Below are 18,540 nucleotides of genomic sequence, written 5' to 3'. Positions count from 1 at the left end.
AATTAGATTTTATTTATATAGTAAAGACAAGCAATGCTTGTCTTTTTTTGTCCAAACATTTTTTGGCACGGTAGTTGGAAACACTTTACTAACAAACCCACTAAACTAATGCTAATTAAATTTTAGAATCATGAAAACTTTCAAACTATTATTCGCAGGATTGTTTTTAATAACCTTAAGTGCGAACGCTCAGGTTGCTGTGAATGTGAACATTAACACACCTCCACTATGGGGTCCGGTTGGTTATGCAGAAACACGCTATTACTACATTCCCGATATTGAAGTATATTACGATATCCCATCAGCTATGTTTATCTACTTTGATGGAGGCGGATGGATCAGAGCTGCTTATTTACCATACAGATACAGACATTATGATTTATATGGTGCCTACAAAGTTTGTTTGCATGATTATGGTCCTAATCCTTATGTTTATTATAAGCATCATAAAGTAAAATACTGTCACGGATACAAAGGCCCTTACCAAAGAACCATAGGCGTTCGTCCGCAAGTAGTTTACAATGGCCCGAGAGATGGTTATCATAACCATCGAAATGATGATCGAAATGATGATTATAGATCGGATTATCAGAGAGGTAATAATGATAATCGTGGTGAGAAAAAACATGATGACTACTACCGTACAGAATACAAAAATTCCGGAAATGGCCATAGCAAAAGTGACGAAGGTCATGGAAATGGTCGCGGAAATGGAGGAAATGGCAAAGGGAACGGACATGGAAATGGAAATGGCCACGGTAATGGCGGCGGAAGAGACCATGGAGGACAAAGAGGTTAAATTCAATCTATCATAATTAATGCGGAAAAGAAGCAAAGGCGTTAGTGTCTTTGCTTCTTTATTTTTATTAAATACAATCGTCTAAACGTCAATTTCACTATATTTGAAAAACAAGAATAACATTACATTATGAAGAAGCACTGCATACTCTTATATATATTTTCCCTGCTTTTTTTGCAACCTCTTCTTGCACAACAACCGCAAAAACCAACATCTTCCGATATTTACAATCAGATAGAAAAATTAAACTTTCTTGGATCTGTTCTTTATGTCGCTGCCCATCCCGATGATGAAAATACTAAACTCATCTCCTATTTATCAAATGAAACCAAAGCACGAACAGGTTATTTATCATTAACCCGAGGCGATGGCGGACAGAATCTTATCGGTACCGAACTTAAAGAGCTTCTAGGCGTTTTACGAACACAGGAACTTTTAGCAGCCAGAAGAATAGACGGTGGCGAACAGTATTTTACCCGTGCCAATGATTTCGGGTATTCAAAAGAACCGCTTGAAACTTTTGAGATATGGAATAAGGATTCTATTTTAAATGACGTAATCCTTACTATCAGACGATTCAAGCCTGACATAATCATCAACCGTTTTAATCACCAAACACCAGGAACTACTCACGGTCATCATACCGCTTCTGCTATTTTAAGTTACGAAGCATTTGATAAAGCCAGTGACTCCGAAATTTATCCGGAACACCTGAAAACGCTTTCCACCTGGAAGCCAAAACGTTTATTTTTTAATACTTCCTGGTTTTTTTACGGCAGCGAGGAAAATTTCAAAAAGGCAGACAAGTCCAATCTTTTTGCTATCAATACCGGTGTTTATTATCCTTTAAAAGGAAAAAGCAACGGTGAAATTGCAGCTTTAAGCCGAAGTCAGCACCAATGCCAGGGATTCGGAACTACAGGAACAAGAGGCAATGAAACGGAATATCTTGACTTTTTAAAAGGTGATCTTCCAAAAGACAAAAACAACATCTTTGACGGCATAAATACTTCTTGGACAAGAGTAAAAGGCGGCGAAACCATCGGTAAAATCCTTACTGATATTCAAAAGAATTTCAACTTCAAAAATCCGGAAGTTCATTTGACAAAACTGATTGAAGCGTACAAATTAATCAATCAGCTTGAAGACGAACACTGGAAAACTATCAAAAAACAAGAACTTGAAAACATTATTGTGGCTACTTGTGGTTTGTATCTGGAAGGTGTTGCTTCAATTCAAAATACAAATCCAAACAGTGAAATTACATTAAAGTTAGAAGCAACGAGCCGATGCAATGAACCTATAGAAATAATTTCAGCCGAGTTTTTGAATACGGTTCTGACCGAGGATAAAAAACTGGAAAACAACATTCCTTTTAAAACTGAAAAACAAGTCAAGATTTCGGAAAGTGTCCCGTTTTCATCTCCTTATTGGCTAAACAAAAAAGGAACATTAGGCTTGTTTTCGGTGTCCGATATGAACATGATTGGTAAATCCGAAACCGATCTGTTGAAATTACATTGGAAAATCCGACTTTGTGATGTTACGTTTGATATTTATAAAAATGTGATTTATAAATTTAATGATCCGGTAAAAGGAGAAATGTACAAACCATTCGCTGTGCTTCCGGAAGTAACAACCGAAATCTTAAACAAAGTTGAATTATTCCCAAACAACAGAAAACACATTGTTTCAGTAAAAGTCAAAGCAGGAAAAGACAATTGCAAAGGAGACGTAATCTTCGATTTACCGGCAGACTGGAAAGTATGGCCAAAGAAAATTGCCTTTGAAATCGCCCAAAAAGGAGGCGAAAAAACGGTTGTGTTCGAAATAACACCTCCAAACTATCCAACCGAAGCTATTGCAAAAAGCATTGCTGTAATTGACGGTGTCCGATTCGATAAAAAACTGGTTACCATTGATTATTCGCATATTCCGCTTCAACAGGTTTTGTTGCCATCAGAAGCTAAATTCAATAAAATTGAAATTGAAACCCGAGGTACAAATATCGGATACATTATGGGAGCCGGTGACGAAGTTCCTGAAAGTTTACGCCAAATGGATTACAATGTAACGCTGCTTTCACCTGAAAAAATAACAACCGAAAATATTAAGGATTTTGATGCTATCCTTGTCGGAATCCGTGCTTATAATACTGTCGACGCATTAAAGTTCAAACAAAACATCCTCTTTGATTATGTAAAAAAAGGCGGAACGATGATAGTTCAATACAATACAACCGGAAAATTAGTTACTAACGACATTGCTCCTTATGAACTGAAATTATCGCAAGACAGAGTTACTGAAGAAGGTGCTAAAGTAACGTTCTTAAATCCGAAACACCCCGTTTTAAACTTCCCGAATAAAATCACCGAAAAGGACTTTGAATGCTGGATTCAGGAACAGGGATTGTATTATCCGAACAAATGGAGCGGAAAATTTACTCCTATACTTTCGGCTCACGATAAAAACGAAACCCCGAAAGAAGGCGGATTACTGATAGCAAAATACGGAAACGGTCACTATATTTATACTGGTTTGAGTTTCTTCCGGGAATTACCTGAAGGAGTACCGGGTGCTTTCCGTTTAATGGCCAATTTGATTGCTGTTGGAGAGTAATTAGGATAGAAAAGGGATAAAGAAAAAGGGATAAGGGATAAGAAAAAGGGATAAGAATCAAGAATCAAGAAGAGATAAAAAACAATGAAAGAAATTCGGGAATTCAAATGGAAAAGAAGCTACACTTTCGTACTGTTGCTTAATGCTTTTTATATTTTACTGTTCTATTTTTTAATGCAAATGTACGCTTAAGCCATGCAACTAATCGATTGGATTGTATTATCCGTAACCCTTTTATTTATAGTTATTTACGGAACCTGGAAAACCAAAGGAAGTAAAAACGTCGAGGAATATATATTGGCAAACAAGGAGACGCCGTGGTGGATGGTTGGTATATCTGTAATGGCGACTCAAGCAAGTGCGATTACATTTCTTTCAACACCCGGACAGGCATATCACGACGGGATGGGGTTTGTACAGTTTTATTTTGGATTGCCGATTGCAATGGTGGTCATCTGCATCACTTTTATTCCGATTTACCACCGACTTAAGGTTTTCACCGCTTACGAATTCCTTGAACAGCGTTTTGACGTAAAAACACGCTCCCTTGCTTCGATCCTTTTTTTAGTGCAACGCGGACTAGGAACCGGTTTAACCATTTATGCACCGGCGATTATTCTTTCAGCTTTATTAGGATGGAACCTTACCCTGATGAATGTTGTAATTGGCCTAATGGTCATTGTCTATACTTTTACTGGAGGGACAAAAGCTGTCAACGTCACCCAAAAACAGCAAATGTTTGTTATTATGACGGGAATGTTCATTACCTTTTTCCTGATTTTGAATAACCTTCCCGAAGAATTAAGCTTTAGTAATGCATTGGGAATTGCCGGAGCCAATGATAAAATGGATATTCTGGATTTTTCGTTTGATCCTGAAACACGATATACTTTCTGGAGCGGAATTACTGGTGGATTCTTTTTGGCTCTTTCTTATTTTGGAACCGATCAGTCACAGGTTGGACGCTATCTTACCGGAAAATCGATTCGCGAAAGTCAGTTAGGACTGATTATGAATGGTTTACTAAAAGTGCCAATGCAGTTTTTAATTCTGCTAACCGGTGTAATGGTTTTTGTTTTTTTCCAATTTCATTCGGCCCCATTACATTTTAATCCAACCAATAATGAATTGGTAAAAAACTCTTCCAGAAAAGCCGATTTTGAGAAATTAGAAAAGCAACTTGACGCCGTTCAGGAGGAAAAGAAAGAAATCAGCCTGTTATATGTAGGCCAATTGAATCAGGATTTTGACAACCCTATCCTGCAGCAAAAAATGGTCTCTTTATCAGGAAAAGAAAAAGATTTGCGTGAACAGGCAAAAGAAATTATAAGTGAAGTGGACAGCAAAACAGAAACCAACGATAAGGATTATGTTTTCTTGTATTTCATTCTACATTTTTTACCAAAAGGGCTGATTGGTTTGTTGCTTGCCGTTATATTTTCTGCAGCAATGTCTTCTTCAGCTTCGGGATTATCTGCATTGGCATCGACCACAACAATTGACATCTACAAACGAAATCTTAAAGCCGATAAATCCGATAAACACTTTGTAAACTCAACAAAATTATTTACACTGCTTTGGGGAATTATAGCCATTCTTTTCGCTTGTGTGGGTACTCTTTTCGAAAACCTGATTCAGTTGGTCAATATAATCGGTTCTATTTTTTACGGCACCGTTTTAGGCATTTTCCTCGTAGCTTTTTACGTGAAATTTGTGAAAGCCGAAGCAGTTTTCTGGAGTGCGGTAATTACCCAGTTAACCATCTTTTACATTTACTATCTTGACGTGGTTAGTTTCCTTTGGCTGAATTTCATTGGGGCAATTCTCACTATCCTATTGGGAATATTGCTTCAAATATTCGTTAAGGCCAAAGAATAAAAAAGGCTGTCTCAAAAGGCAGAATTTTAAAAACTAAATGACTTAAATGATTTCCACAAAAAAATATTACCTAAATGGATCAACATTTGATAAACATATAAGCCATAGAAGATTTCCTAATCGTCAAAAAACTTAATTGACTATTATGGTCACAAAAGGAATACAGTAAGGGTTAAAAATAAAAAAGGCTGTCAAATAACAGCCTTTTTTATTTTCTTATCAATTATGAATTATTTCTTCGACCATTCTGAAATCGAATCTTTGTTCATCTTAACATAATCTGCATTTTTTGCTTTTTCTGCACCCGCTAAAGATTGCTTTGCAGTTTCGATAGCACCAACTTTATCGCCTTTTTTAGCCTGAATAAGTGACTTCAGACGTAAATACCAAAATGGGGCTTCTTTTTCCATTTCAATAGATTTGTTAACCCATGTCAACGCTTTGTTTAAATCACCGTTAGATTGATATAAATACTGTGCTGATGAAAAATAATCAGCTGCTTTTGGTCCGCCCAATGTTTTTTCGATGCTTTCCATAGCTGTTTTTTGAGTAGGTACTTCAAATTTAACCGCTACAATTGTTTTCTCCCAAGACAACTCAAGGAATCCGAAATCATTATCCACATTATTAACACCGATAGTGAATGTCTCCACTTTTCTGTTTAACGTCTCCGGTTTTACAGTAGTGCGCAATGCTACTTTGGAATCATCCCAACTTTCGGGAAGCCCCCAATTATTAGTATCTTTATAGAAAATCACATCCCAGCTGTCTGCTTTTGGGAATGTAAATAAGGCATATTTTCCTTTTTCTAATTTTTTACCTCCTATAACTACATCTTCACTGAAAGAAATAACAGTATTTGCATTTGCTCCGGTTCGCCACATTTTACCGTAAGGAACCAATTCGCCAAAAACAGTTCTTCCTTTAATACTTGGACGGGAATAATCAATTTCAACATTTGTAAGTCCCACAACCTGTTCTATTTTAGCCCCAGGACTGGCTTGTGGTGTTTTAACCTGCGCCTGCATTGCCAACGTTGCAAATGCAAAAATTGCGGTACAAATTATTTTTTTCATATTGCTATTAGTTTTTTTGAATTATGTAAAACGAAAATAAAGAAAAATATAAACTCAACTGTTAAGAATAGTCTAAAAAATTTTTAATCATGATTATCATTTTTTAATAACACTCGACAAAATTGTAATTTTACAGAAAAAATGTACACTTTAAAAAGCATTCAGCAATTACCTATTGGAATCGACGAAGCCTGGGAATTCTTTTCAGATCCTAAAAACCTGAATAACATTACTCCTGATTCCATGAGGTTTGAAACGCTTTCGGGTGACGAACGAAAAATGTTTTCCGGACAAATCATCCATTATAAAATTTCACCGTTTAGCGGATTTACGACGGAATGGGTAACTGAAATTACACATGTTAAGGAAAAGGAATATTTTGTGGATGAACAACGTTCTGGTCCGTATAAATTTTGGCATCACAAGCATTTTTTCAGGGAAATTGAAGGAGGTGTTGAAATTGAAGATATAGTACATTACAAACTGCCTTTGGGTTTTATCGGAAGATTATTTCATCCAATTCTTGTAAAACCAAAACTCAAGGAAATTTTCGATTTCAGAAAACAAAAACTGACAGACCTTTTTGGAAAATTTAAATAATTTGGCATGACAATTTTCTGGTTCAGACGCGATTTACGGTTATACGATAATACGGGACTTTATCATGCCTTAAACAGCAGTGAAGAAGTTTTGCCTGTTTTTATTTTTGATGAAAACATACTTTCACAATTATCAAAAGACGACGCGCGGGTAACCTTCATTCATGACCAATTAGAAAAAATACAAGCGCAGCTTAAAACTATTGGTAAATCGCTGGCAATTTTTCATGGGACTCCAGAAAATACCTTTAAAAAACTTATTTCCGAAAATAGTATTACCACTGTTTTCACCAATCATGATTATGAGCCGTATGCCCGAAAAAGAGACAAAGAGCTAAATCTTCTGTTTAAAGAAAACGGGATTGAATTCAAAACATGTAAAGACCAGGTGATTTTTGAAAAAAGTGAAATCGCTAAAGATGACGGAAGCCCATACGTTGTATATACTCCTTATTCAAAAAAATGGAAGGAAAACTTCCGAAAAAAAACTTTAGTTCATTATCCGTCTGAAAACTTCCTCAACAATTTCAAGCCACACTCCTACCCGTTTCTGACATTGTCTGAAATCGGTTTTACGACTTCATCAATTAAAGTTCAGGCCTTTGACATATCGGAAAAACTAATCGAAAATTATGAAGCTACACGGAACTTCCCTTCCATTCAGGGCACTTCGATGTTGGGAGTCTATTTGAGATTTGGACTTGTCTCTATTCGGGAAATTGTGAAAAAAGCCGCCGAAGCCAAAAATGAAACCTTTTTAAATGAACTCATATGGCGAGAATTCTTCATGCAGATTTTATGGCATTTTCCACATACAGTGAACCGAAGTTTCAAAGCAAAATATGATGCTATAAAATGGGCTAACGATGAGAAATTATTTCAAAAATGGTGTGAAGGAAAAACGGGGTATCCCTTTGTGGATGCAGGCATGCGCGAACTGAACGCTACCGGACACATGCACAATCGCGTTCGAATGATTGTAGCCAGTTTTCTCTGCAAACATCTGTTGATTGACTGGCGCTGGGGAGAAACGTATTTTGCTCAGAAACTGTTGGATTATGAACAATCAAGCAATGTCGGCAATTGGCAATGGGCGGCGGGAAGCGGAGTCGATGCTGCTCCGTATTTCAGGATTTTTAACCCAACCGAGCAGATTAAAAAATTCGACAAGGATTTGAAATACATTAAAAAATGGGTTCCGGAACTTGAAACTTCAAAGTACCAGAAACCCATTGTAGATCATAAAGAAGCAAGGGAAAAATGCCTGCTTGTTTATAAAGAAGCTGTTGGTTAACCTCTTTATTATATGTTGTTCTTCAACTTAATAGTCGAAACAATATCATAATCAATCTCATCAAAATGATGAATGATATGATCCGCCAAGGATAAATCCTGATGTTTAGAATTTTCGCTATGGTAACCGATACAGAAAATTTCTGCTGCTTTGGAAGCCTTGATTCCGCTGGTGCTGTCTTCGATTACGATACAGTTTTCTTTTGGAGCCTCGGATAGTGATGCGGCATGAAGAAATATAGCCGGATCTGGTTTGGATTTCGGGAAATCTTCGCCACTTACCTTATGCGTAAAATACTGATGTAAATCAAAACGATTGAAAACACGCTGAATCGTTCCTTTCGATGCCGACGAAGCCAAGATAAGCTGCATCCCGTTTTCATGAAGGTTTTTAATCAAGTCATGTACTCCTGAAATCAATTCTAAATCGGGTTTGGTATCGAACGCTTCATTAAAAAGGTGCCGTTTGCGCAGAATCAAATCTTCTACTTCGTGTTCTAAATTGAAAGTCTCCTTGATGCGTTGGAAAACATTTCGGGTTGAATTTCCGGTAAAAGAAGCATACATTTCTTCGGTAACCTGGATTCCCAGTTCGTCAAAATGTGTAAAATAAGCGTATTTGTGAACTGGTTCCGTGTCGACAATCACACCGTCCATGTCGAAAATTACAGTCTTTATCATTATATCATCGTGTTGTGTGGCGCAAAGGTACAAATGCAAGCCGAAATATATGTTAACAAAAATGAAAATGGCTTACTTTTTAGCCCTGATGGGAGCGGCATCCTTTTTACATGGATATTGAGGTTCTCGAAATGACCAGGTAAAAAGATACAGCGGACAGCAGGAATTGCCATTGCCGACACAAAACGACCATTCGCTCCAAAAACAACAAGATTAAACTATTTGCCGTAACTTTAGTCTTAAATATAAATCGATTTCACTTGCAGGACGAAAAAGAATTCATAGCCGACTTACTGAACCCAAAAACGCAAAATGAAGCGTTTCGCAGGTTAGTGCGTGAATACCAGCGTCCGTTGTACAACCATATCCGAACCATTGTGCTGAATCACGATGATACCGATGATGTACTGCAAAACACTTTTGTAAAAGTTTTTCAAGGCCTGAAGAATTTTAAAGGTGAAAGCAAATTGTTTTCCTGGATGTACAGGATTGCAACGAACGAATCGATTACGTTCATCAACCAGCGAGCCAAAAAATCTGGTATTTCCAGCGAAGAAATCAAAGACAAAATGATTAACAATTTACAGGCTGATGTTGATTATGACGGTGATGAAATCCAGTTGAAATTACAAAAGGCATTAGCTACATTACCGGAAAAACAACAATTGGTTTTTAAGATGAAATATTTTCAGGAACTGAAATACGAAGAGATATCCGAAATCCTCGGCACTTCGGTAGGCGGACTGAAAGCGTCCTACTTCCATGCCGTAAAAAAAATAGAAGATTTTTTAAATGAAGATTAAACCTTTAACGGTAAAATTTGTCCAATGTGTATGATATATGAATATGAAAAAGTTTGATTTACATAACGACCCAAAAATTGAAACGGGATTTAAAATTCCGGAGGGTTATTTTGAAAATTTTGAAGCTAAAATAATGAATCAGCTTCCGCAACAGGAAGTGAAAGTGATTTCGTTATGGCAACGCAAATCGGTATGGATTTCAAGTGCTGCGGCCGTTGCTTTAGTTGTTTTTGGTTTGACTTTATATTTTAATTATCAGTCGAAAGCCGCTCTTGACGAAACTACGGTTGAAAACTATTTAGCCAGCAATATGAACGCAGATGAGATTATGATGGAACTCGATCAGCACGATATTAATGAATTAGAAAAATCAATAGCTTTAAACGATGAATCGGTTGAAAGTTATTTATCTGAAAACGAAAACAATGTAGATGTTTATTTAAATGAATAAATTATGACACTAAAGAGAATTTTACCAATAGTTTTTCTTTTGATTTCTACCTTTTCTTTTGCTCAACCAAACGATGAAAAACGTGAGCAAATCAAACAGTTAAAAGTAGCTTTCATTACAACGGAACTAAATTTATCTAAAGAAGAAGCAGAAAAATTCTGGCCTATTTACAACACATTCGAAGAAAAACAATTTGAAATGCGTCATGAAAAAATGAGAAATTTGAAAAAACGCATGGACGGCGAAAGTGTAGACAAAATGAGTGAGAAAGAAGCAGCAACCCTTTTAGCACAAATGGAAGAAACAGAAGAAAAAATGTTTCAGCTGCGCAAAAAACTCAGCAGTGATTTACGTCCGGTAATTGGTTCTGTAAAAATCCTGAAACTGAAAAAAGCGGAAGACGATTTCAACCGGAAACTGATTAAGCAGATTAAAGAGAATAGAAAGTAGAAGAAAGAGAAAAGAACATAGAGAATAGAATATAGAAAAAGGAGTATCTGCTCCTTTTTCTATTTAAATCTTATTTTGAGGATTTTTTTGTTTCCCGCAGCAATTGCGGTTTTGGAATCGATAAAACGGATGGTGAACAAATCCTTATAATCAGCAATTTTCTTCCATTTTTTCCCCTGATCGTAAGAATAAAATACGCCGGAAGCACCAACGGTCAGCAATTCATTTCCATTACTTCCCGGCACAAACTGAACACAGGAACCATAACCATATCCCTCATTTTCACCGACTAAATTCCACGTTTTTCCTCCATCAACTGTGATGATTTTATTTCCGAAATTCTGATTCGGTTTTTCATAATCGCCACCAGTAGCAAAACCGATTTTTTCATTGTAAAAATCTGCAGAGAACATTCCGGTCATCTCACTTCCCTGGATGATTGGTGTTGTAATGACATGCCACGATTTTCCTTTGTCGCCGGAATAAAAAATATTAGATTTCTTTCCGCCTGACGCAATCCAGATCTTATCGCCTTTTATATTGATATTGGTATTGCTGGCTGCAAAAAAAGCTTCTCCATCGGCAACTTTTGGTACATTTTTACAGGATTTTTTTTTCCAGGTTTGCCCTCCGTCATTCGTAGTTATCAATGAAAAACAATCTTCGGTTGGGTCGCCCACAGCTATTCCGTCTTTGTCATTAAAGAAATTGATGGCATCGTAGAAAACTTTTTCGCCTTTTTCCTGATACACCAATTGAGCTTCCTTTTCGTCTTTTGAAATCCGATATAATAACCCCGGATTTCCAATGCTTAAAATGAAAATATTATCTTTCGTTTGCGCGATGCTCCTGAATTCCAGTTTCAACGTGTCTTTGACGATATTGCCAACGAAATTTTTCCCTCCATTCAGATTCAGATAACCGTAATTACCATTATTCGCAGCATACCAGACTTTATTACTGTCGATGCAAATAGCACGGATACTCAATTTTTCAGATAGCAAAGTATCTATTTCCACAGCAGTGAAACTTGGCTTGAAAATCACTTCCTCAATTTTGGGAACTTCTGATTTTGGAGTATCTGAAACCTTTTTCACGCTACAGGAAAAACTTGCCACCGAAAGCAAAACCAACAAACTTTTTTTCATTTCTAAAGTTTTAGAAACGCTAATTTATAAAGATTTTTCCGTTAAAGCTGTTTGTTTTTTCCGTCCAGCATATAAATCCAGAGCATTCTGGAAAACCTGAAATTAAATGTACTCAAAACCACTGAAAGTAGGCCTATTAAAACCACAATGGTCAGATAGCTGTCAATAAACTGATTAGCAATCAGGAAGAAAATAATCATTTCGGCAACAGCTACTACATAACTAACGAACATAGATCCAAAAAAATAACCCGGTTCTTTTTCAAACTTATGATTGCAGTGCGAGCAATTGGTGTGCATTTTTGGCAATCGAAAAAGAAAAATATTCCCTTTTTCTGAAAACACTTTTCCTTTACCGCATTTCGGACATTTTTCGGTGAGTATATCTATTAAAGTTGACATAAATAATTTATTTGATACAAATGTCTGAAATATATAAAAGCAAACCATAGACGAATGTCACAATAATTTGTACTTTTAGGACATTGGAAAAACTATCAGACCATGAAAAATTTTACTGTTTTAGACATTCAGCAATTCGAATCAGATAAAAACAGAACGTATTTTTACGCAAATACGATAGCAAATCATTTAATTTCAAGCCATAAAAACATTTTCAAACCTCACAGACACAACTTCTATTTAACTGTACTTTTTACACATGGAAGCGGAACTCACGAAATCGATTTTGTAAAATACGACGTAAAACCGGGAAGTCTGTTCTTTATGAATCCCGGGCAAATACATCATTGGGAATTATCGGATGATATTCAGGGCTTTATATTCTTTCATACGCAATCGTTTTACGATATTCATTACACTAAAAATCGGGTAAACAATTTTCCGTTTTTTTACAGCGTTCAGAATTCGCCGGTATTGCATTTAAAATCATCTGACATTGTCTGTTTCAAATCACTTTTCGAACAGATTTATTCGGAAAATCAATCAGATAATCTTTTAAAATCGAATAAAATTATTTCGCTCATCGATTTAATTTACATTGAAAGTACACGACAATATATTCAGAAAAACGAATTGGAAGTGATGCCGCAGAATTCATATACACTTAAATTTCAAACCTTTGAAGCTTTAGTGGAAGAACATTATAAATCGGAGAAATCGCCTTCGCAATATGCTGACTGGTTAAACATATCCTCGAAACACCTAAACCGAATCACGCAGAGTATGGTGAGGAAAACCACAACCGACATCATTCTGGACAGGATTTTTCTGGAAGCCAAACGTGAAATGATTGCCCGAAAATTGAATTTCAATCAGATTGCAGATCTTTTGGGTTATGAAGATTATGCTTATTTCTCGAAACTTTTCACGAAGAAATGTGGAGAAACACCTTCTCACTTCATAAAAAAATACAGATAACTCACACGGAAAGATAAATTTGTTATCTTTGCAGGCTTATTTTTTTACAATGAGATTACACAGAAATTTAGTATTTACAACCATTGACTCGCTAATGGCGATTTTCAATGAAGAACAATATGCCGATAAGGTGGTAGCTTTTGCTTTGAAAAAAGACAAACGCTGGGGAAGTCATGACCGAAAATTCGTTGCGGAAACCATTTATGAAATCGTTCGATGGAAGCGTTTGTATGCAGAAATCGCTGAAGTAAAAGAACCGTACGACAGAGATAATATCTGGAGAATGTTTGCGGTTTGGGCCGTTTTACGAGGTTACACCCTACCCGACTGGAAATACTTTGAAACCACACCTGTTCGAAAAATCAAAGGTCGTTTTGATGAGCTTTCAAAAATCAGAAAGTTCCGTGAATCTATTCCGGACTGGATGGATGAATTGGGCGAAAAAGAATTAGGTACCGACCTATGGACCAAAGAACTCCACGCACAAAATGAACAGGCAAAAGTGATTCTTCGTGTGAATACTTTGAAAACCACTCGTGAAAAATTGCGCGCTATCCTAATGGATTTAGATATCGATACTGATCTTCCTAAAGAATATCCAGACGCTCTAATTCTAAAGGAAAGAGCCAATGTTTTTTTAACAGATGCTTTCAAAGAAGGTTTGTTTGAGGTTCAGGACGCGTCTTCACAATTGGTTGCCCGTTTCCTAGATGTAAAACCAGGGATGAGAATCGTCGATACCTGCGCAGGTGCCGGAGGAAAAACATTGCATATTGCTTCTTTAATGGAAAACAAAGGACAATTGATTGCAATGGATTTGTATGAAAGCAAACTAAAACAGTTGAAACTTCGCGCCAAAAGAAATGGTGCTTTCAACATTGAACCTCGTGTAATTGAAGGAACAAAAACGATAAAAAAACTTCACGAAAAAGCCGACAGAGTTTTAATTGATGCTCCATGCAGCGGTTTAGGAGTTTTAAAACGTAATCCGGACAGCAAGTGGAAACTACAGCCGGAATTCATTGATAACATTAAAAAAGTACAGGCTGAAGTTTTAGAAAGTTACTCTAAAATTGTGAAACCGGGCGGTAAGTTAGTATATGCTACTTGTTCGATCTTACCCTCTGAAAATCAGGAACAAATTGAAAAGTTCTTAAAAACAGAAAGCGGAAAAAATTTCACCTTTGTAAAAGATGTAAAAGTCTTGGCTTCGGAGTCGGGATTTGATGGTTTTTACATGGCTTTATTAGATAGAAAACAATAAATCATCCCAAATGAAAAAAATCTACACTTTAGTGTTTTTATTAAGCATTACCATGGGTTTTGCTCAAATTCCGACAGGATATTACAACACGGCGACAGGAACAGGATATACCCTGAAATCGCAGTTAAAAAAGATTATTGACAATGTTAATGACGGTTTAGCTTCGGAACATTTATCAACAGATCAGGGATATGCAGGACTTTATGTTACATATACTACTTCCGATGTTGATCATTATTACGAAAATAATGGTACGATGCTGGACATGTATACAGAAAACCCGACCGGAACGGATAATTGTGAATTTACGTATGGCGTAAATCAGGATGACGGAACTGGAGGTACTTCTGAATGTCAAAAATACAATCGTGAACACATTATACCTCAATCCGTTTTCAATTCGGCAACACCTATGTATTCTGATGCTCATTTCGTAGTTCCTTCAGATAAATATGTAAATGCCCAAAGAGGTGATTTTCCATTTGGAAGAACAAGTGCCCCAACAAACACTTATTCCAATGGATCGAAAAGAGGACCAAACTTAAATTCAGGTTATTCTGCCGGATATAGCGGAACCATTTTTGAGCCAATCAATGAATTTAAAGGTGATATTGCACGAATGATCTTGTATTTTGCAACACGTTATGAAGATCAGGTGGCCGGGTGGTCGTATACGATGTTTAACGGAACAAGCAATCAGGTTTTAACCAATACGCATCTTGAAATATTAAAACAATGGCATATTTTGGATCCGGTTAGTCAAAGAGAAATCGACAGAAATAACGCGGTTTATGCCCGTCAGAACAACAGAAATCCATATATCGACCATCCTGAATGGGTAGCTGTAATTTGGGGACCAACGTTGGCAACAGAATCTTTCGACACTCTTGCAAACGTTTCAATATACCCTAACCCAACGAAAGATAACCGAATCAACATCACATCTGAAAAAGAATTAGTTGAAATTCAGCTAATCAATGTAAACGGGCAAGTGATCAAGAACATTAAAAACCCTAACGGAATCCAAAACACTTATACATTGGATAATTTAACTCAAGGCTTTTATTTCATAAAACTGTCTTCTGCCGACAACCAAACAACAACTAAGAAAATAATAGTGAATTAATATACTTCACATAATTCATAAAAAATCCACCAATGGTGGATTTTTTTGTTACTTTACTATTATGAAACGAATAGCGAATATCGGTCTTTTAATAACTTCCTTATTTGGCTATACAGAATGGGGACAAGGAAAAAGTGCGTTTCTTTATGAAATTGAATACGAGTTACTATTCAGACAAACTCATTCGTTGGAAAACTTAACGCATCCTCTCATTCTTGCAAGCATTGGCGGTCAGCTAATACTATTATATTGTGTCATTAAGAACAATAGCCCGAAAAAACTCAATGTATTTGGTATGATACTCATTAGTATCCTAATGCTTCTGGTGCTGCTTGTCGGAGTTCTATCTTCCAATCATAAAATAACCCTTTCGGCTTTACCATTTTTATGCTTTGCAGTATTACTGATTATTGCCATAAAAAAAGAGAGGCTGTAAACCTCTCTTTAAATTTATATTCTTAATCGTTCATCGAAATCAGGAACTCTTCGTTGTTTCTGGTTTTTTTGAATCGGTCGTTGATGAAATCCATCGCTTCCACCGGATTCATATCCGCAAGGTATTTACGCATGATCCACATTCTCTGGATTGTATTTTCATCCAACAATAAATCGTCACGACGCGTACTTGAAGATGTAAGGTCGATGGCAGGGAAAATACGTCTGTTGGCAATCTTTCTGTCCAACTGTAATTCCATGTTACCTGTTCCTTTGAATTCTTCAAAGATAACCTCGTCCATTTTCGAACCGGTTTCTGTCAGTGCAGTCGCGATGATACTTAACGAACCACCGTTTTCTACATTACGAGCCGCTCCGAAGAAACGTTTTGGTTTTTGAAGCGCATTCGCATCCACACCTCCACTCAATACTTTTCCGGACGCAGGCTGAACTGTATTATAAGCTCTTGCTAAACGCGTAATCGAATCCAAAAGAACTACAACATCATGACCACATTCCACCAAACGTTTTGCTTTTTCCAAAACGATGTTTGCGATTTTAACGTGCTCCTGCGGCTCCCTGTCAAAAGTAGAAGCGATAACTTCTCCTCTTACACTGCGCTGCATGTCGGTTACCTCTTCCGGACGTTCGTCAATCAACAATACAATTAAATATACTTCAGGATGATTAGCTGCAATCGCATTGGCAATGTCTTTCAACAACATTGTCTTACCCGTTTTTGGCTGTGCCACAATCATACCACGCTGTCCTTTTCCTATTGGAGAGAATAAATCGATAACACGGGTTGAAATCGTGCTTTGTCTTTCTGCTAAACGGAATTTTTCAGTTGGGAAAACCGGTGTTAAATGTTCAAATGAAATTCTATCACGAACTACTTGAGGATCATGTCCGTTGATTTTCAATACTTTTACCAATGGGAAGTATTTCTCTCCTTCTTTCGGAGGACGAACAACACCTTTAACGGTATCCCCGGTTTTCAATCCAAATAAACGAATTTGGGACGTTGACAAATAAATATCGTCAGGTGAAGCAAGGTAATTATAATCTGAAGAACGCAAGAAACCGTAACCATCAGGCATCATTTCCAGAACGCCTTCACTTTCTATGATTCCGTCGAATTCATATTCAGGTTCTCTGAAATTCTGCTTTTTGTGTTTTTGATTCGGATTTTGGTTCTGATTGGGATTATTTTGATTGGCACCTCCCTGATTAGGATTTTGAGGTTTAGCAACCGGAGCTTCTGTAACTGGTTCCGCTACTTCGGAAATTGAAGTTGTTTCTTCAACTTCTTTATTTTGTGCTGGTCTGATCTTGATATTTTGACTGCTTTCTTTCGTAAAGTGCGGTTTTTTGACAAACTCTTTCTTTTTGTTTACGAAATTTTCGCGCTTTGGTTCCGCTGCTTCAGTAGTAGGTTTTTCAACAACTTCCTCTTTTGATTCAGTTTCAGCAGCCTTCTTGTGCTTGGGTGTGAATGTTTTTTTCTCAACCGGAGCAGGTGCCTTTGCCTCTTCTTTAACAGGCTTAATGCGTGCTCGCTTTGCCTTTTCTTCCGGTTGTGGAGTTTCCTGAAGAGCCGGTTTAACAACTTCAGGATTAGCCGCCTGGTAGTCCAAAATCTGATAAACCAATTCGTCTTTCTTAAGATTACGATATTTATTGATTTTGGCTATTTTAGCAATTTCTTGAAGCTCAGGAAGCTTCATTTCTTTTAATACAGAAATATCAAACATGTAGTGTATCTGAATTTAATTATAGTAATGTGATACAAAAATTTGGGTAAGGATCTTTTTTGAATTGAAACAATCGTAAAATGAAGTACTTACGATTTTGTTATGCAATAATACGAATTTTATTTAAAAAACAATAGTATTTATTGGAAAAAGAAACTATTTTTGTCCTACAATAAACCAAAAAATGATACAAAGAATTCAGACTGTTTATCTTTTCCTTGCCTTTGTTTGTTCAGGGGTTCTGTCGTTTGTTTTGCCGTTATGGGAAGATATGCAGGGGAAAGATTTCTATGCAAGGCAAGATATAGCCTATTCTGCAATTTTTGGATTGTGTACCACACTTGCCTTAGTAAGCATTGTTAGTTTTAAGAAAAGACAAAATCAGTTTGTGATGAACCGACTGAACATAATATTAAACTTTATATTACTAGGATTATTTGTGTATCGTTTACTAAGTCTATCCGGAGAAACTACGGTTTCTGAGAAGGGTATTGGGATGTTTCTTCCTGTAATTTCTATCGTTTTGTTAGTCTTAGCCAATAAGGCCATCAAAAAGGACGAAGATCTCGTAAAATCTGTAGACCGATTACGATAAACCTTTCATCTTAGTTTATTAGTGCGCGAAAAATCCGAATCTTAACTGGTTCGGATTTTTTTATGACCTGAAATGACATTCAATAGTATCAAAAAAACACAGGATTATTATTTTACATATCACCAAATTTGGTGATATAAAATCACCAATTTCGGTGATGCTAATTCTAGATTAAAATCTTACATTTGGA

At 36.6% G+C, this 18,540-nt stretch carries 18 protein-coding genes; 13 read left to right on the top strand and 5 right to left on the bottom strand.

Annotation, left to right across the window (positions count from 1 at the left end; genetic code table 11):
* Nucleotides 1-130: 130 nt before the first annotated feature.
* The 3 genes from VLB74_RS06440 to VLB74_RS06430 all read left to right on the top strand — a co-directional run bounded on the left by VLB74_RS06440 (nt 131) and on the right by VLB74_RS06430 (nt 5,296).
* Nucleotides 131-799 carry a hypothetical protein gene (locus VLB74_RS06440; RefSeq protein ID WP_325202635.1) on the top strand — a complete coding sequence of 223 codons (669 nt, stop codon included), beginning with the start codon at nt 131-133 and terminating at the stop codon, nt 797-799.
* A 129-nt stretch (nt 800-928) separates the two neighbouring features.
* Nucleotides 929-3,418: a PIG-L family deacetylase gene (locus VLB74_RS06435; protein ID WP_325202634.1), complete on the top strand. Its 2,490-nt coding sequence runs from the start codon at nt 929-931 to the stop codon at nt 3,416-3,418.
* A 195-nt stretch (nt 3,419-3,613) separates the two neighbouring features.
* Nucleotides 3,614-5,296, top strand: a complete 1,683-nt coding sequence (locus VLB74_RS06430; RefSeq protein WP_325202633.1) for a sodium:solute symporter family protein — start codon at nt 3,614-3,616, stop codon at nt 5,294-5,296.
* Between the two features lie 230 nt (nt 5,297-5,526).
* Here VLB74_RS06430 and VLB74_RS06425 read toward each other — a convergent pair whose 3' ends face one another.
* On the bottom strand, nt 5,527-6,372 hold the full coding sequence (locus tag VLB74_RS06425; RefSeq protein ID WP_325202632.1) for a DUF2911 domain-containing protein: 846 nt from the start codon (nt 6,370-6,372) through the stop codon (nt 5,527-5,529).
* A gap of 141 nt (nt 6,373-6,513) precedes the next feature.
* Between VLB74_RS06425 and VLB74_RS06420 the strand changes: the two genes are divergently transcribed.
* Nucleotides 6,514-6,972: an SRPBCC family protein gene (locus VLB74_RS06420; RefSeq protein ID WP_325202631.1), complete on the top strand. Its 459-nt coding sequence runs from the start codon at nt 6,514-6,516 to the stop codon at nt 6,970-6,972.
* Nucleotides 6,973-6,978: 6 nt separating this feature from the next.
* Nucleotides 6,979-8,265, top strand: a complete 1,287-nt coding sequence (locus VLB74_RS06415) for a cryptochrome/photolyase family protein (protein ID WP_325202630.1) — start codon at nt 6,979-6,981, stop codon at nt 8,263-8,265.
* Nucleotides 8,266-8,273: 8 nt separating this feature from the next.
* On the opposite strand, the gene VLB74_RS06410 is transcribed toward VLB74_RS06415, so the two are convergent.
* Nucleotides 8,274-8,945 (bottom strand): HAD family hydrolase, encoded by a 672-nt coding sequence (locus VLB74_RS06410; RefSeq protein WP_325202629.1) that lies wholly within the window; start codon nt 8,943-8,945, stop codon nt 8,274-8,276.
* A 260-nt stretch (nt 8,946-9,205) separates the two neighbouring features.
* Here VLB74_RS06410 and VLB74_RS06405 point away from each other — a divergent pair, with 260 nt between their 5' ends.
* From VLB74_RS06405 to VLB74_RS06395, 3 genes are read left to right on the top strand one after another with little or no spacing between them, the layout of a single operon-like run.
* Nucleotides 9,206-9,748, top strand: coding sequence for an RNA polymerase sigma factor (locus tag VLB74_RS06405; RefSeq protein WP_325202628.1), 543 nt, complete (start codon nt 9,206-9,208; stop codon nt 9,746-9,748).
* A gap of 43 nt (nt 9,749-9,791) precedes the next feature.
* Nucleotides 9,792-10,199, top strand: coding sequence for a hypothetical protein (locus VLB74_RS06400; protein WP_325202627.1), 408 nt, complete (start codon nt 9,792-9,794; stop codon nt 10,197-10,199).
* Nucleotides 10,200-10,202: 3 nt separating this feature from the next.
* Nucleotides 10,203-10,649, top strand: coding sequence for a sensor of ECF-type sigma factor (locus VLB74_RS06395; RefSeq protein WP_325202626.1), 447 nt, complete (start codon nt 10,203-10,205; stop codon nt 10,647-10,649).
* Between the two features lie 59 nt (nt 10,650-10,708).
* On the opposite strand, the gene VLB74_RS06390 is transcribed toward VLB74_RS06395, so the two are convergent.
* Nucleotides 10,709-11,797: a WD40/YVTN/BNR-like repeat-containing protein gene (locus VLB74_RS06390; protein ID WP_325202625.1), complete on the bottom strand. Its 1,089-nt coding sequence runs from the start codon at nt 11,795-11,797 to the stop codon at nt 10,709-10,711.
* Nucleotides 11,798-11,838: 41 nt separating this feature from the next.
* Nucleotides 11,839-12,198: a DUF983 domain-containing protein gene (locus VLB74_RS06385; RefSeq protein WP_325202624.1), complete on the bottom strand. Its 360-nt coding sequence runs from the start codon at nt 12,196-12,198 to the stop codon at nt 11,839-11,841.
* Between the two features lie 102 nt (nt 12,199-12,300).
* Here VLB74_RS06385 and VLB74_RS06380 point away from each other — a divergent pair, with 102 nt between their 5' ends.
* From VLB74_RS06380 to VLB74_RS06365, 4 genes are all read left to right on the top strand, one after another.
* A complete protein-coding gene (locus VLB74_RS06380; protein ID WP_325202623.1) occupies nt 12,301-13,176 on the top strand; it encodes an AraC family transcriptional regulator in 876 nt (291 codons plus the stop codon).
* Between the two features lie 49 nt (nt 13,177-13,225).
* Nucleotides 13,226-14,440 (top strand): RsmB/NOP family class I SAM-dependent RNA methyltransferase, encoded by a 1,215-nt coding sequence (locus tag VLB74_RS06375; RefSeq protein ID WP_325202622.1) that lies wholly within the window; start codon nt 13,226-13,228, stop codon nt 14,438-14,440.
* 10 nt (nt 14,441-14,450) lie between these two features.
* Nucleotides 14,451-15,566 carry an endonuclease gene (locus tag VLB74_RS06370; RefSeq protein WP_325202621.1) on the top strand — a complete coding sequence of 372 codons (1,116 nt, stop codon included), beginning with the start codon at nt 14,451-14,453 and terminating at the stop codon, nt 15,564-15,566.
* Nucleotides 15,567-15,627: 61 nt separating this feature from the next.
* Nucleotides 15,628-16,002: a hypothetical protein gene (locus tag VLB74_RS06365; RefSeq protein WP_325202620.1), complete on the top strand. Its 375-nt coding sequence runs from the start codon at nt 15,628-15,630 to the stop codon at nt 16,000-16,002.
* A gap of 22 nt (nt 16,003-16,024) precedes the next feature.
* On the opposite strand, the gene rho is transcribed toward VLB74_RS06365, so the two are convergent.
* Nucleotides 16,025-17,755, bottom strand: a complete 1,731-nt coding sequence (gene rho, locus VLB74_RS06360; protein WP_325202619.1) for a transcription termination factor Rho — start codon at nt 17,753-17,755, stop codon at nt 16,025-16,027.
* 184 nt (nt 17,756-17,939) lie between these two features.
* Here rho and VLB74_RS06355 point away from each other — a divergent pair, with 184 nt between their 5' ends.
* A complete protein-coding gene (locus tag VLB74_RS06355) occupies nt 17,940-18,350 on the top strand; it encodes a DUF4293 domain-containing protein (protein WP_325202618.1) in 411 nt (136 codons plus the stop codon).
* Nucleotides 18,351-18,540: the final 190 nt, after the last annotated feature.

Source organism: Flavobacterium sp., from assembly GCF_035456225.1.
Taxonomy (GTDB): domain Bacteria; phylum Bacteroidota; class Bacteroidia; order Flavobacteriales; family Flavobacteriaceae; genus Flavobacterium.
The sequence above is the reverse complement of the archived record's forward strand: the minus strand, read 5'-3'. Positions and strand labels throughout refer to the sequence as shown.

Coding starts and splice junctions, on each gene's coding strand:
- VLB74_RS06420 (WP_325202631.1), top strand. CDS start 6,514: ATGTACACTTTAAAAAGCATTCAGCAATTACCTATTGGAATCGACGAA.
- VLB74_RS06440 (WP_325202635.1), top strand. CDS start 131: ATGAAAACTTTCAAACTATTATTCGCAGGATTGTTTTTAATAACCTTA.
- VLB74_RS06400 (WP_325202627.1), top strand. CDS start 9,792: ATGAAAAAGTTTGATTTACATAACGACCCAAAAATTGAAACGGGATTT.
- VLB74_RS06370 (WP_325202621.1), top strand. CDS start 14,451: ATGAAAAAAATCTACACTTTAGTGTTTTTATTAAGCATTACCATGGGT.
- VLB74_RS06415 (WP_325202630.1), top strand. CDS start 6,979: ATGACAATTTTCTGGTTCAGACGCGATTTACGGTTATACGATAATACG.
- VLB74_RS06355 (WP_325202618.1), top strand. CDS start 17,940: ATGATACAAAGAATTCAGACTGTTTATCTTTTCCTTGCCTTTGTTTGT.
- VLB74_RS06410 (WP_325202629.1), bottom strand. CDS start 8,945: ATGATAAAGACTGTAATTTTCGACATGGACGGTGTGATTGTCGACACG.
- rho (WP_325202619.1), bottom strand. CDS start 17,755: ATGTTTGATATTTCTGTATTAAAAGAAATGAAGCTTCCTGAGCTTCAA.
- VLB74_RS06365 (WP_325202620.1), top strand. CDS start 15,628: ATGAAACGAATAGCGAATATCGGTCTTTTAATAACTTCCTTATTTGGC.
- VLB74_RS06430 (WP_325202633.1), top strand. CDS start 3,614: ATGCAACTAATCGATTGGATTGTATTATCCGTAACCCTTTTATTTATA.
- VLB74_RS06375 (WP_325202622.1), top strand. CDS start 13,226: ATGAGATTACACAGAAATTTAGTATTTACAACCATTGACTCGCTAATG.
- VLB74_RS06395 (WP_325202626.1), top strand. CDS start 10,203: ATGACACTAAAGAGAATTTTACCAATAGTTTTTCTTTTGATTTCTACC.
- VLB74_RS06390 (WP_325202625.1), bottom strand. CDS start 11,797: ATGAAAAAAAGTTTGTTGGTTTTGCTTTCGGTGGCAAGTTTTTCCTGT.
- VLB74_RS06380 (WP_325202623.1), top strand. CDS start 12,301: ATGAAAAATTTTACTGTTTTAGACATTCAGCAATTCGAATCAGATAAA.
- VLB74_RS06425 (WP_325202632.1), bottom strand. CDS start 6,372: ATGAAAAAAATAATTTGTACCGCAATTTTTGCATTTGCAACGTTGGCA.
- VLB74_RS06385 (WP_325202624.1), bottom strand. CDS start 12,198: ATGTCAACTTTAATAGATATACTCACCGAAAAATGTCCGAAATGCGGT.
- VLB74_RS06435 (WP_325202634.1), top strand. CDS start 929: ATGAAGAAGCACTGCATACTCTTATATATATTTTCCCTGCTTTTTTTG.